The sequence below is a fragment of the Pseudomonas sp. NPDC090201 genome, assembly GCF_044746825.1.
GTDB classification, from domain to species: domain Bacteria; phylum Pseudomonadota; class Gammaproteobacteria; order Pseudomonadales; family Pseudomonadaceae; genus Aquipseudomonas; species Aquipseudomonas putida_AD.
Genome location: NZ_JBIVCX010000005.1, coordinates 150,851 through 164,081 on the forward strand (window position 1 = coordinate 150,851; position 13,231 = coordinate 164,081).

The following is a 13,231-nucleotide window of genomic DNA, read 5'->3' on the forward strand; positions in this document are numbered from 1 at the left end:
CGGTCCTCGGCTTACAACGGTTTTACGACGAACAGGCCATCTTCGTGGCCCTCTTCCGATCCGCCGTAGACCTGCTCGGCCACCGTGCGAACGGAGCTGCCTTTGGCAGCGAGAATCTGGTCCATGGCACCGGCGAACCAGCCCGTGAACATGTAGTCGACCTTGCGACCGACCTTGCCGTACACATAAACGAAAGCCGAGTGCTCCAGCTTCACGCTGCAGGTGCCTTTATCCAGGTCGATTTCCTGGATCTTGAACAGACCCCAGCCACGCTGGGACAGACGGTTCATGTAGTGCTCGAACACCGCGACGCCTTCCAGGCCATGGCACTCGGCTTCCTTCTCGCACCAGTGCCAGGCGGACTTGTAACCGGCCTTGTAGAGAATCTCGGCGTAGGCGTCAGCCCCCAGAACTTCCTCGATGCCCATGTGGTTGTTGACGAAGAAATGACGCGGCACATACAGCATTGGCAGGGCGTCGGAAGTCCAGACACCGGTCTCGCTGTCGACTTCGATAGGCAATTGCGGGGCGATCTTGGCCATGGAAACTTAACTCCAGAAAATTTTGTTGGATGCCCCCTCCACGGACCGGGAGGGGGAAGATGATTCAGTGCTTTGGCTGAACGGTGCTTGAAGGGATTATTCCCCCCACACCTCTCCAAGAATCCTTACCCAGTTTTCGCCCATGATCTTGCGTACAACGCGCTCCGAATGGCCGCGTTTGAGCAGGGTTTCGGTCAGGTTCGGGAATTCGCCGACGGTGCGGATGCCCAGCGGGTTGATGATCTTGCCGAAGCTGGTCAGGCGGCGGGCGTAGCCCTTGTCGTGGGTCAGGTACTCGAAGAAGTCCTGGCCGTGGCCCTGGGTGAAGTCGGTGCCGATACCGATGGCGTCTTCGCCGACGATGTTCATCACGTATTCGATGGCTTCGGCGTAGTCGTCGATGGTCGAATCGATACCCTTGGCCAGGAACGGCGCGAACATGGTCACGCCGACGAAACCGCCGTGGTCGGCGATGAATTTCAGTTCAGCGTCGGATTTGTTGCGTGGGTGTTCCTTGAGACCCGAAGGCAGGCAGTGCGAGTAGGTCACTGGCTTCTTGGATTCGAGGATCACTTCCTCGGATGTCTTGGAACCGACGTGGGACAGGTCGCACATGACGCCGACGCGGTTCATTTCCGCGACGATTTCACGACCGAAGCCCGACAGGCCGCCGTCGCGCTCATAGCAACCGGTGCCGACCAGGTTCTGGGTGTTGTAGCACATCTGCACGATGCCCACGCCCAGCTGCTTGAAGATCTCGACATAGCCGATCTGGTCTTCGTAGGCATGGGCGTTCTGGAAGCCGAAGAGGATACCGGTCTTGCCCAGCTCCTTGGCCTTGCGGATGTCGGCGGTGTTGCGAACCTGCATGACCAGGTCGCTGTTTTCGCGAATCAGTTTCTGACTGGAGGCGATGCTGTTGACGGTCTGCTGAAACCCTTCCCAAACCGACACGGTGCAGTTGGCCATGGTCAGGCCGCCTTTGCGCATGTCTTCGAACAGCTCACGGTTCCATTTGGCGATAATCAGACCGTCGATAACGATGCTGTCGGCGTGCAATTCGGCTGGGCTCATCAGGCTGTCCCCTATAGGTTGTTCGTGCGCCGAAACGTCTGCCGGCGCTTTGGGGCCAGCATATGCCTGCGGGTCGGATGAGCCGGATGCAAAAACGACAAGGGAATTGCCGAAAGCGTCAAGAAACGACAAACGACGACTGCGGGCGTCTGCCACCTGCGTTTGATAACTGTTCTTTGCCGCGCGCATGGGCGAGAATTCCCCGCATCACTGAATCGGGAAACCCCAATGAAGACGATTTTTCTGGCTCTGGCTCTATTCGCGACAGGCGCTCACGCAGCGGCCAACCCGGACGCGACCCCTTGCGACGGCGTGGACGAAGACAAACAGACTCTGGAATGTTCGGTGTACAGCCGCGACACCGCGGTCAAGCTGCTGGACGAGAACTTCCAGAACCTGCTGGAGCGGGTGAACGTGCAATTTGGCGCGAACAAGGCGCAATCGGACGAATTCGCCGGCAAGCTCAAGACCGCCCAGGACGCCTGGAAGAAACTGCGCGACGCCGACTGCGCCGTGGAAGTCTTCCCGGCCAAGCCCGGCACCAAGGAATTCAACATCGGCCAGAACGACTGCCTGGCGCGCATGAGCGACGAACGCTCCGAGTACCTGGAAAGCATTGCGCAGTCTGAATGAGATACCCTGACGCCTTTTACAGGCTCAAGGTCAGCACATGAATATCTGCGGCGTAGACATCAAAGGCAGCGAAGCCATCTTCGCTGTCGCCACTCGCGCATCCGGCGCGCTTGAATCGCTGCCCTTGGCCATCAAGAAGATCGCCCTGGAAGACGATGACGAAGCGGACAACGTCAAGGCGTTCGCCCGGCAGATCGCGACCTTCGTGCGCGAAAACGCCATCACCCACATCGCCATCAAGAAGCGCAGCAAGAAAGGTGAGTTCGCCGGCGGCCCGACCACCTTCAAGATCGAAACGGTCTTTCAACTGCTGGAAGACTGCGAAGTAGTGCTGCTGTCACCCCAGACCCTCACCGCCCAAGCCAAGAAGCACAACATAGAACCGCCCGCCTCGCTGAACAAGTATCAGCATGATGCGTACAAGGCGGCGTGCGCAGCCTTGATGAAAACCACAAAATAACCCCGCTGCAGGAGCGCGCTTGCCCGCGACGGCGGTGTGCCAGCCCGAACACATTTCACTGACACACCGCCCCCGCCGGCAAGCCGTGCTGCTACGGGCCTCTGCGCTGCCTCAGCCACTCGCCAAATGCCTTGTCTTCCAGCGCATAGGCGCCGCGACTGGATTTCCAGACCAGCTCTTTGTCACGCAACGAATCGATCGCCGCCTGAATGGTCTGCGTCCCGGGCACCACCTCGCTGCCCAACGTCTCCAGCGCCTTGCCTACCGCCAACACCGTTGCATCGGAGAACGGCGCAAAGGGCTGGTTGTCATGCGCGCGATCAGCCATGACCTCCAGCACCCCGCGCTGTGGGGGCGTCAACGCGTTGTAGGCACTCTCGAATTCCTCCCAGACACCTGCGCGCAGCGATTGCGCACTGTTACGCAGCAACTCGCCGAGGTTTTCCGCCTCCCCCAGTTCAAGGGCGACATCGCCGATAATCGAGCGCAGCATTTCCGGGCGGCGCCCGACCAGGTCGAACGCGGCATCGATATCGGCTGCAGAAAACTGGTTGTCTTGCGCCAGATGGCTATTCAAATGAGCGGTGTAAGCCTTGGTGAAGTCCTTACCCAGCAAGGGAAACGGCGTGATACTCGACCCGTAGAACGGCTGGTTCTTGTTCAATACCAGATGCGCCAGCTTGTCCCGGTTGGAGCCTGTAAGGACCAGCCGCAATCCACCAATGCCCCGCTCCACCCCTTGATTGAGCTCATCGCGTGCAGCCTTCAAGGCGAACATCGCATTGACGCCCGCCTCACTGGTCAGCGCATGCTGGGCCTCGTCAATGATCAGCACGATCATTTTCTGCGCAGCGCTGTGCAGCAACTCCAGCGCCTGGGTCAGGGTCGAGCCGACAGGCAACTGCGGTTTACTGAAATCCCAGGACAAGGTGCGCAGGAAATTGAGCTTTTCGATACCCGCTGACTTGGCGAGCTTGCGGACGCCTTTCTCAAAAGGCACCAGCGCCGCCGCAATCGCGGCACTGATGAGGTCTGCGGGGTCTTTTTCCCGATCAGCCCACAGGTCGACATACACCGGCAGCCAGTCCTGCTTGAGGCATTGAGGCACCAGGTCCTCGCGCAAGAACGTGCTTTTTCCGGTGCGCCGGGGCGCCGCGAGAAACAGGCCGGAGGAGTAATCGTGCAAGCCTTCGCCGATCAGCCCCTGCGCGATGGTGAGCGCAAGGCTGTCGCGTCTGAATACAAAGCCGGTGCGCTTTGCCATGATTTATACCCAATTATTGCCAGGACCATAATTTATAGTCGCGAGTATAATTGACCATAATCGGGAATCACACCACCTTCGGCTCCCGCGCCACCCGCCCACGATCTTCCCTGGGGCAGACCACAAACCGCGCCTTGTAGCTGCGGGTGAAATATGACGGCGATTCGAAACCGCAGGCGATGCTGACTTCCAGCACGCTCATGTCGCTCTGGCGCAGCAGTTGGCGGGCTTTTTCCAGGCGCAGGCCGAGGTAGAAGTTGCTGGGTGTGTCGTTCAGGTGCAAACGAAACAGGCGCTCCAACTGACGGCGTGTCACCTGAATGCCCTCGGCCAGTTCCAGCGTGCTCAGGGGCGGCTCGGTGTGCTGTTCCATCACGCCGATCACCTGCACCAGCTTCTTGTTGTTGATGCCGTAGCGCGTGGCGATCTGCATGCGCTGGTGGTCCTTGCGCTGGCGGATGCGGCCGAGCACGAACTGTTCGGACACCTTGATGGCCAGGTCCGGGCCGTGGGCCTGGCCGATCAGGTCGAGCATCAGGTCGATGGACGCAGTGCCCCCTGCCGAACTGATGCGGCGGCGATCGATTTCGAACAATTCCTGCGTCGCCTGCAATGTCGGGTAGGTTTCCTTGAAAGCGTCCAGCGCCTCCCAGTGCAGGGTCAGACGATAGCCCTCCAGCAACCCGGCTTCGGCCAGCACGAAGCTGCCAGTGTCGATGGCGCCCAGGGTCACGCCCTCAAGATCGAGCCTTCGCAGCCAGTGCTCAAGGGTCGAGGTGTAGAACTTGAGCGGGTCCACACTGCCCATGACGCACAGCGTCGCGCCCTTCTTCAGCGGCTCCAGCGCCGCATCGGCGTTGACCGACATGCCGTTGCTGGCAATCACCGGCCCGCCATCGATGCTCAGCACATGCCAGCGATACAGCTCGCCGCCGAAACGATTGGCCACACGCAACGGCTCCAGCGCCGAGACGAAGCCCATCATGGAGAAGCCGGGCATGAGCAGAAAGTAGAAATCCTGGGACATCGTCGAGAAATCCTTGAGAGCGCCGCTGGCCCTGTAGGAGCGCGCTTGCCCGCGATGCATTCAATCAGGCACTCATCGATGTCTGACACGACGCCGTCGCGGGCAAGCGCGCTCCTACGGGCTCGATGAACATGAGATACGCCTGTTCAGACAACGAGGCAACAGCACAGGTCGCTACCGTGCAAGAGCTTGTCGCCGCTGTGCGTTTTGAGGGGCCTTGGCCTGCGTAGCTTTGCACCTCAAAAGCGGGTGGCAAAAACCCGCCTCTCACACGCCCTGGCCTGCAAGGAACCTTACACATGAATCACGACGTCATCATCACCTGCGCACTCACCGGTGCTGGCGACACGACCGGGAAAAGCCATCTGGTCCCGATCACTCCGAAACAGATCGCTGCCGCCGCCGTCGAGGCCGCCAAGGCGGGCGCCACCGTGGTGCATTGCCATGTGCGTGATCCGCAGACCGGCAAGTTCAGCCGTGACGTCGAGCTGTACCGCGAAACCATGGACCGCATCCGCGAGGCCGACATCGACATCATCGTCAACCTGACCGCAGGCATGGGTGGCGACCTTGAAATCGGCCCGGGCGAGCGTCCGACCGACTTCGGTCCGAACACCGACCTGGTGGGCCCGCTGGCTCGCCTGGCCCACGTCGAAGCGCTGCTGCCGGAAATCTGCACGCTGGACTGCGGCACCCTGAACTTCGGCGACGGCGACACCATTTACGTATCGACCCCGGCGCAACTGCGTGCAGGTGCCAAGCGCATTCAGGAACTGGGGGTGAAGGCCGAGCTTGAGATCTTCGACACCGGCCACCTGTGGTTCGCCAAGCAGATGATGAAAGAAGGCCTGCTGGACAACCCGTTGTTCCAGCTGTGCCTGGGCATCCCGTGGGGCGCGCCGGCGGACACCACCACCATGAAGGCCATGGTCGACAACCTGCCGGCGGATGTGGTCTGGGCCGGTTTCGGCATCGGCCGCATGCAAATGCCGATGGCCGCGCAAGCGGTGCTGCTGGGCGGCAACGTGCGGGTCGGCCTGGAAGACAACATCTGGCTGGACAAAGGCGTGCTGGCGAGCAACGGCGCGCTGGTCGAACGCGCCAGTGAAATCCTCAGCCGCATGGGCGCACGGGTCATGACCCCGGCTGAAGGCCGCGTGAAGATGGGGCTGAAGAAGCGTTTCTGATTGCCAACCTAACACCTCCCTGTAGGAGCGCGCTTGCCCGCGAATGCCATTTGCCAGTGCCGATGGTGTCGGCTGACGCACCGCAGTCGCGGGCAAGCGCGCTCCTACGAAGATTCCGCGAATTCTCTTGAGTGCACGACATGACCTTCATCACCGAAATCAAAACCTTCGCTGCGCTGGGCAGCGGTGTCATCGGCAGCGGCTGGGTTTCCCGTGCCCTGGCCAACGGCCTGGATGTGATCGCCTGGGACCCGGCGCCGGGAGCAGAAGCCGCGCTGCGTCAGCGTGTCGCCAAGGCCTGGCCGGCGCTGGAACAGAAAGGCCTGGCAGCGGGCGCTTCGCAGGATCGCCTGCGTTTCGTGGCGACCATCGAAGAATGCGTGCGTGACGCTGACTTCATTCAGGAAAGCGCCCCTGAGCGGCTGGAGCTCAAGCTCGACCTGCACAGCAAGATCAGCGCTGCGGCCAAGCCCAACGCCTTGATCGGCTCCAGTACCTCGGGCCTGCTGCCTTCCGAATTCTACGAAAGCGCCACGCATCCCGAACGCTGCGTGGTCGGTCACCCGTTCAACCCGGTGTATCTGCTGCCGCTGGTGGAAGTGGTTGGCGGCAAGAACACTGCCCCGGAAGCCGTTCAAGCGGCGATCAAGGTTTACGAATCCCTGGGCATGCGCGCCCTGCACGTGCGCAAGGAAGTGCCCGGCTTTATCGCCGACCGTCTGCTCGAAGCGCTGTGGCGCGAGGCGCTGCATCTGGTCAACGATGGCGTGGCAACCACCGGCGAGATCGACGATGCAATCCGTTTCGGCGCAGGCCTGCGCTGGTCGTTCATGGGCACCTTCCTGACCTACACCCTGGCCGGCGGCGATGCGGGCATGCGTCACTTCATGGCGCAATTCGGCCCGGCGCTGCAATTGCCGTGGACCTACCTGCCAGCGCCTGAACTGACAGACAAACTGATCGACGACGTGGTCGAGGGCACCAGCGAACAGCTCGGCACCCACAGCATCGCGGCGCTGGAGCGATATCGCGATGACTGCCTGCTGGCGGTGCTGGAGGCGGTGAAGAAGACCAAGCAGAAGCATGGGATGGCGTTCGAGGACTGATCCCTGACCTCGTTGTTCGAACCGACGCTGTCGCGGGGGGGGGGGGGGGGGGGGGGGGGGGCGGGGGCCGCCGCCCGCGGGGGGGGGGGGGGGGGGCCGGGGGGCAGCACGTGGCCGGGGGCAGAACGCCCCCCCCCCCCCCCCCCCGCCCCCCCCCCCGCGCGGGCCCGCCCCCCCCCCCCCCCCCACGAGGCCCGCCCGGCCCATCCAGGAACTACAGACTGAATCCGGTAACGACTATGCCCGCTCTGACCACCTACAAAACCCCGATCCTCCAGGACTGGGTCGACTACAACGGCCACCTGCGCGATGCGTTCTATCTGCTGATCTTCAGCTACGCCACCGATGCCTTCATGGACCGAATCGGGCTGGCCAGCGACGACCGGGACGCCAGCGGAAACTCGCTGTTCACCCTGGAAGCACACATCAATTACCTGCACGAAGTGAAGCTCGGCGAAGAGGTCGAGGTTCGTACGCAGATCGTCGCCCATGACCTCAAACGGGTTCAGCTCTATCACAGCCTGTACAAGGCAGGTGGGGATGAGGAACTTGCAGCGAGCGATCAAATGTTGCTGCATGTCGATCTGGCGGCAGGCCCTAAATCCGCCCCATTCAGCGAGCAGTCGCTGGAAGCCTTGCGCGTGCTGACAGACGCGCAGCACGACCAACCAGCCCCGGCCTACACCGGTCGCACCATCGGTTTGCCGAAAAAGTAGCAGCACGGCCTACCGGCGGGAGCGATCCTGAGGGCGCCCCGCCGGCAAGCCGGACTGCTACAGACCAGCTACGCAGCCACGCGCTTCCCAGGCACAGCGGGCGCCACACTGACGCCCGGCTCGTCATCCAGCTTGATGAACATCGCCAGCACCGGCCCCAGCAACACCACCACAATCGAAGCCGAAAACGCCGCCATCCAGTTGGTCCCCGTCACATCCAGTAGCCAGCCGATCACCACCGGCGACACCGCCCCCGCCACTGCCATGCCGAAAAAGGTGCAGGCGCTCGATGTCGCAGAATGCTCATGGGACACCTCGGTGCCGATCACCCACAGCGGCGAGTCCGCCAGTTCCGAGCAAAAGAACGAAAAGCTCAAGCCCGCAGCGCAAATGTAGATATTTTGCGTGAACATGAGCGGGATAAGCCCGATGATCGACGCCAGAAAGCCAAAGATGATCAGATCCCTGCGCGAGCGCAGCTTGTTGCCCGTCACCTTGAAGCGCCAGTCCGAAAGCATCCCGCCGACGGCGGTTCCGACGGTCCCGCCTAGCAGCACGAATGTGGAAAACAGCGCAGTTTTCGACAGATCCATGCCGTAACGCTGTGTGAAGAAAGACGGTATCCAGTTCAGAAAGAACCACAACACCCAGCCATGACAGAAGCAGGTCGCAGCAGCCGGCCAGACCTTGCGCAGCATCGTCGGCCAGTGCACTGGCGTCGGTGCGCGAACGGGCTCCATGACGACCGCTTCGACCTGCTTCTTCGACTCGCCGAGAATGAAATACATGGCGAACATGTAGATGAGGGTCAGCACGCCCAGGATGATGAACGCCATGCGCCAGGAGAACTGCAGGATCAAAAAGGTCACGATCAGCGGCGCCAAGGCGTTGGCCAGCCGCCCGGACGCATGCATCACGCCTTGAGCAGTGCCGCGCTGGGTGATCGGAATGGCCCGCGCGATCATGCGTGCGGCGGTTGGATAGATCGGCGCTTCACCTACGCCCACCACGAATCGGGCGATGACCAGCACGATCAATCCACTGACCAGACCTGTGGCGATGGTCGCCACTGACCAGATCACGCCATACAACAGCATTGCCTTGCGTGAACCGATGCGGTCGCTGAGCCAGCCGCCGGGGATCATGAAGCAGCTGTAGGCCACCGCGAAGGCCGAGAACATCATGCCCAGGTTGGTGTTGCTGAAGCCCAGTTCCTTGCTGATGGTGGGAGCGGCGACCGCCAGGTTGGTGCGGTCGACGTACATGATGAAAGCCATCACGCAAAGCAACACGAAGGTCAGTGTCGCCCTGCGCTTTTGCGCATGAGTCGGTAACATTTTTTCCACCTGTTCTTGTCTTTATCGTGGAACGAGCGGTCCTCCCGGCGTGGGTCAGACCGCTCGCGTCGCTACTGCATACGACTGCGACTTACTTGAAGAAGCCCTGCAACACCTCGTAGGTCTCGTCGGGGCATTCTTCCTGCAGGTAATGACCTGAGGGCACGGTGGCCGTCTGCACGATGTTGGTCGCGTAACGGCCCCAGACTTCTGCGGCGTTGTGGTTGCGACCCACGCCGCCCTTCTCACCCCACACAATCAACGATGGCGTGTGGACCTTGCGCCCTGCGTCGAAGTCGGCGGTGTCCATGTCCAGATCGATCCCGAAGGTTGCCCGGTAGTCTTCGCACATGGCGTGAGTGGTGGCCGGGTTCTTGATGCAGCGAATGTAATCGGCCAGCGCCTCGGGACCGAAGAAGCTGGTGCCCTGCGCGGTTTTGGAGAGTTTGCGCAGGATGAAGAACTCGGGGTCCATGTCCATCATCCGCTCAGGCGTCGGGTAATCCTGAGCCATGAAGAACCAGTGCCAGGAAAACTTGCCCCACTGCCGGGTGACGTTGTTGAGCAAGTGATGCTGCGGCAGCATGTCGACAAAGCCTGCTTTGAGCACCTTTTCCGGGTGATCCAGGCACATGCGATGCAACACGCGGGCGCCGCGGTCATGGCCTGCGGCGTTGAACTGCTCGAAGCCCAGCGACTGCATGACCTCGACCTGATCCTGCGCCATGGCGCGGAACGAATACTCGGAATGGTCGCCCCCGCCTTCGGGTTTGGAGCTGTCGCCGTAGCCGCGCAGGTCGGTGCAGACGACGGTGAAATCCCTGGCCAGGCGCGGTGCGATCTTGTGCCAGGACAGGTGATTGAACGGGTTGCCGTGCATCAGCAACAGGGGCGGACCTTCGCCGCCCACAACCGTGACGATCTCGGCGCCGCTGGTTTTGACGGTTGTTTTGGTGAAATTCTCGAACATACGCCTGCCTCTTTTATCGGTTTTATTCTTGAGTACGAACGTCCTTTACCAACCGGGTGAATTCCCTGTCCTTATGCGGTGGCCACCTCGCGCTTGAGCTTGCGGGCGGCGGCGTTGTCCGTGGCCACGCGAAAGGCTGCGGCCATCGCGCCCACGTCCGCCTTGCCGGTGCCGACGATGTCGTAGGCCACGCCATGGGCGGGGGTCGCGTAGACCGTCTTCAAACCGCCGGTCAGGGTCACGCCCTGGGAGAAGCCGAGCAGCTTGGTCGCGATCTGGCCCTGGTCGTGGTACATGATCACCACCGCGTCGAAATCACCGTTGCGGGCCTTGATGAACACGGTGTCGGAGGGGAATGGGCCCTCACTGGCCAGGCCTCTGGCGCGCAGCTTTTCCAGGGTCGGGCGGATGATCGTGATCTCTTCGTCGCCGAACAGGCCGTTTTCGCCGTTATGCGGGTTGAGCGCGGCAACGCCGATGCGCGGGGTGGGATTGCCGAGCGCTTTCAAGGTGTCGTGAGCCAGTTGCAGTGCGCCTTCGATGCGATCCGGCTGGACCATATCGACGGCTTTGCGCAAGGCAACATGGGATGTGACACGAAAGGTGGAAAACTGCGGGATGATGTTCACTTCGCCGAAGTAGCCGACATGATCGGTCCAGGCGGCGAACATCTGATGCTCGTCGTGATAATTCCAGCCGCCGCGATGCAGGCCTGCCTTGTTCAGCGGTGCGAAGCAGATGCCATCCAGTTCGCCAGCCAGTGCAAGGTCAGTCATCACTTTGAGGGTTTCGCCGGTCAGGCGGCCAGATTCGGCGTTGACCTGACCACGCTCGAACAACGAAGGGTCGACGTTGTGCAGATCCAGCAGGGGGACCGCTTCGCTGCTGTGATCGGCGTCGCTCAAGGTCGGGATGACGGTGTAGGGAATTGTCAGGCCTGCATCGCGCATCCCCAGTTTCAGGACACGCTCGTCGCCGATGATCACCACGTCAGCCCGCTCACGCGCTTGGGGTGTCGACAACAGCTTGACCACCAGCTCCGGGCCGATGCCAGTGACATCACCGAGCATAAGTCCAATCAAAGGCTTCATCAGGTGTTCTCCGGTCGGGTTTTGTTTTTGTAGTGATCCCCATCCTAGTCCTGCCCCCGTTCGCAACAACGTGCAAAACGTGGCCGGGCAATTCACGGAGTGTGGTTTTGAGCTCACTCCCACTTGTCCAGGTAACAGCGAGGGCAGACATTCAATGGCCAGATCCCGGGCACAAAAAAGCCCGCATCGCTGCGGGCTCTTTCTTGCCGATGAACCGATCAAATAATGATCAGTTGACCTTGGCGTTCAACTCGCCTTTGGCATAACGCTCGAACATGCGCTCCAGGGAGATCGGTTTGATCTTCGAAGCGTTGCCTGCGGTGCCGAAGGCTTCGTAACGGGCGATGCAGACGTCACGCATGGCCGAAACGGTCTTGGCCAGGTATTTGCGCGGGTCGAACTCGCTCGGGTTCTTGGCCATGAATTCGCGGATGGCACCGGTGGACGCCAGACGCAGGTCGGTGTCGATGTTGACCTTGCGCACGCCGTGCTTGATGCCTTCGACGATTTCCTCGACCGGCACGCCGTAGGTTTCCTTGATGTCGCCGCCGAACTCGTTGATGATTTTCAGCCATTCCTGAGGAACGGACGAAGAACCGTGCATCACCAGGTGGGTGTTCGGAATGCGTTTGTGGATTTCCTTGATGCGCTCGATCGCCAGGATGTCGCCGGTAGGCGGCTTGGTGAACTTGTAAGCACCGTGGCTGGTGCCGATGGCGATGGCCAGGGCATCAACGTTGGTCTTCTTCACGAAGTCAGCGGCTTCTTCAGGGTCGGTCAGCATCTGGCTGTGATCCAGAACGCCTTCGGCGCCAACGCCATCTTCTTCGCCGGCCATGCCGGTTTCCAGCGAGCCCAGAACACCCAGCTCACCTTCTACCGAAACGCCGCAGGCGTGGGCCATGGCGACTACGCGCTGGGTCACGTCGACGTTGTATTCGTAGGTGGTCGGGGTCTTGCCGTCGACGCCCAGCGAGCCGTCCATCATCACCGAGCTGAAGCCCAGTTGCATGGAGCGCTGGCAGATGTCAGGGCTGGTGCCGTGGTCCTGGTGCATGACCACCGGGATGTGCGGGAATTCTTCGATCGCCGCCAGGATCAGGTGACGCAGGAACGGGGCGCCTGCGTATTTACGCGCACCGGCCGAAGCCTGAACGATCACCGGGGAATCGGTCTTGTCGGCCGCTTCCATAATGGCGCGCATCTGTTCCAGGTTGTTCACGTTGAATGCCGGAACGCCATAACCGAATTCGGCTGCGTGGTCCAACATCTGGCGCATGCTGATAAGTGCCATTGTCTGTCTCTCTCCCGGTAGGGTCGTTAATCGCGTGTGCCTGCCGTAACGGCAGCTCTTCAAATTATAGGGGCGCGCGGCAAAGGCGGCGCCCGGTGTTGCATCGTTCGAACCGCCAGGTGCCTTATGGCGCCTTGCAGCCGCGACCGATCAAATCGTTGGTAGCGTCCCAGTAGACCAGGCCTTCGCTGCCTTTGTTGTCGAACGCCAGTACGCCGTTGCTGTACAGCGCGCCGGAAGCACCGGGCGCTGCCTGCAAGCGGAACACCTGCTCGCTCTGGTTCAGGCGTACATCGACCTCTTTCTTCGCAGGGTCGGCGTAACGCCAGTAAACCTCGGCCTTGCTGTCACAGACCCAGTGGGTCCAGGCAGCGGCCGGTTCGGAAGCCTTCATGCTGGCACAACCGCCCAGCAGCATCAGTGTCGCAAGGGCAATCAAGCCTTTCATTACCACTCCTGGATCCCCTGCCGGACGCGACTCGCGTCAACGCCCGGTAAGTCTGGGGCCGTTCTGTTTCAGATGCACCCTG

General features: G+C 61.3%; 14 protein-coding genes. 5 read left to right on the forward strand and 9 right to left on the reverse strand.

Going from position 1 to position 13,231, the window contains the following annotated elements; all coding sequences use genetic code 11:
* Window positions 1-11: 11 nt before the first annotated feature.
* Window positions 12-542 carry a DUF5943 domain-containing protein gene (locus tag ACIPOO_RS17065; protein WP_274131580.1) on the reverse strand — a complete coding sequence of 177 codons (531 nt, stop codon included), beginning with the start codon at window positions 540-542 and terminating at the stop codon, window positions 12-14.
* Window positions 543-638: 96 nt separating this feature from the next.
* The gene (locus tag ACIPOO_RS17070) at window positions 639-1,616 is read right to left on the reverse strand and encodes a dipeptidase (protein ID WP_400608662.1); all 978 of its coding nucleotides are present in this window, start codon (window positions 1,614-1,616) and stop codon (window positions 639-641) included.
* A gap of 228 nt (window positions 1,617-1,844) precedes the next feature.
* Between ACIPOO_RS17070 and ACIPOO_RS17075 the strand changes: the two genes are divergently transcribed.
* Entirely contained in the window at window positions 1,845-2,249 is a 405-nt protein-coding gene (locus ACIPOO_RS17075; RefSeq protein ID WP_274131582.1) for a lysozyme inhibitor LprI family protein, read from the forward strand.
* A 37-nt stretch (window positions 2,250-2,286) separates the two neighbouring features.
* The gene (locus tag ACIPOO_RS17080) at window positions 2,287-2,709 is read left to right on the forward strand and encodes a DUF3010 family protein (protein ID WP_400608663.1); all 423 of its coding nucleotides are present in this window, start codon (window positions 2,287-2,289) and stop codon (window positions 2,707-2,709) included.
* A gap of 91 nt (window positions 2,710-2,800) precedes the next feature.
* Here ACIPOO_RS17080 and ACIPOO_RS17085 read toward each other — a convergent pair whose 3' ends face one another.
* Together ACIPOO_RS17085 and ACIPOO_RS17090 are read right to left on the reverse strand one after the other, a co-directional pair.
* Window positions 2,801-3,973, reverse strand: a complete 1,173-nt coding sequence (locus ACIPOO_RS17085; RefSeq protein WP_400608664.1) for a hypothetical protein — start codon at window positions 3,971-3,973, stop codon at window positions 2,801-2,803.
* Window positions 3,974-4,040: 67 nt separating this feature from the next.
* On the reverse strand, window positions 4,041-5,000 hold the full coding sequence (locus ACIPOO_RS17090) for a GlxA family transcriptional regulator (protein WP_274131585.1): 960 nt from the start codon (window positions 4,998-5,000) through the stop codon (window positions 4,041-4,043).
* A gap of 299 nt (window positions 5,001-5,299) precedes the next feature.
* Between ACIPOO_RS17090 and ACIPOO_RS17095 the strand changes: the two genes are divergently transcribed.
* The 3 genes from ACIPOO_RS17095 to ACIPOO_RS17105 all read left to right on the forward strand — a co-directional run bounded on the left by ACIPOO_RS17095 (window position 5,300) and on the right by ACIPOO_RS17105 (window position 8,009).
* Window positions 5,300-6,187: a 3-keto-5-aminohexanoate cleavage protein gene (locus ACIPOO_RS17095; RefSeq protein ID WP_166595694.1), complete on the forward strand. Its 888-nt coding sequence runs from the start codon at window positions 5,300-5,302 to the stop codon at window positions 6,185-6,187.
* A gap of 140 nt (window positions 6,188-6,327) precedes the next feature.
* Window positions 6,328-7,293, forward strand: coding sequence for an L-carnitine dehydrogenase (locus tag ACIPOO_RS17100; protein WP_400608665.1), 966 nt, complete (start codon window positions 6,328-6,330; stop codon window positions 7,291-7,293).
* A gap of 239 nt (window positions 7,294-7,532) precedes the next feature.
* On the forward strand, window positions 7,533-8,009 hold the full coding sequence (locus ACIPOO_RS17105) for a thioesterase family protein (RefSeq protein WP_400608666.1): 477 nt from the start codon (window positions 7,533-7,535) through the stop codon (window positions 8,007-8,009).
* Window positions 8,010-8,077: 68 nt separating this feature from the next.
* Here the strand turns inward: ACIPOO_RS17105 and ACIPOO_RS17110 are convergent, their stop codons facing one another.
* The 5 genes from ACIPOO_RS17110 to ACIPOO_RS17130 form a co-directional block, all read right to left on the reverse strand.
* The gene (locus tag ACIPOO_RS17110; RefSeq protein WP_400608667.1) at window positions 8,078-9,346 is read right to left on the reverse strand and encodes an MFS transporter; all 1,269 of its coding nucleotides are present in this window, start codon (window positions 9,344-9,346) and stop codon (window positions 8,078-8,080) included.
* A 91-nt stretch (window positions 9,347-9,437) separates the two neighbouring features.
* Window positions 9,438-10,316: an alpha/beta fold hydrolase gene (locus ACIPOO_RS17115; protein WP_400608668.1), complete on the reverse strand. Its 879-nt coding sequence runs from the start codon at window positions 10,314-10,316 to the stop codon at window positions 9,438-9,440.
* Window positions 10,317-10,387: 71 nt separating this feature from the next.
* On the reverse strand, window positions 10,388-11,407 hold the full coding sequence (locus tag ACIPOO_RS17120; RefSeq protein WP_274131591.1) for a PdxA family protein: 1,020 nt from the start codon (window positions 11,405-11,407) through the stop codon (window positions 10,388-10,390).
* A gap of 229 nt (window positions 11,408-11,636) precedes the next feature.
* On the reverse strand, window positions 11,637-12,701 hold the full coding sequence (gene fba / locus ACIPOO_RS17125) for a class II fructose-bisphosphate aldolase (protein WP_274131592.1): 1,065 nt from the start codon (window positions 12,699-12,701) through the stop codon (window positions 11,637-11,639).
* Between the two features lie 124 nt (window positions 12,702-12,825).
* Window positions 12,826-13,149, reverse strand: a complete 324-nt coding sequence (locus ACIPOO_RS17130) for an MliC family protein (RefSeq protein WP_274131593.1) — start codon at window positions 13,147-13,149, stop codon at window positions 12,826-12,828.
* Window positions 13,150-13,231: the final 82 nt, after the last annotated feature.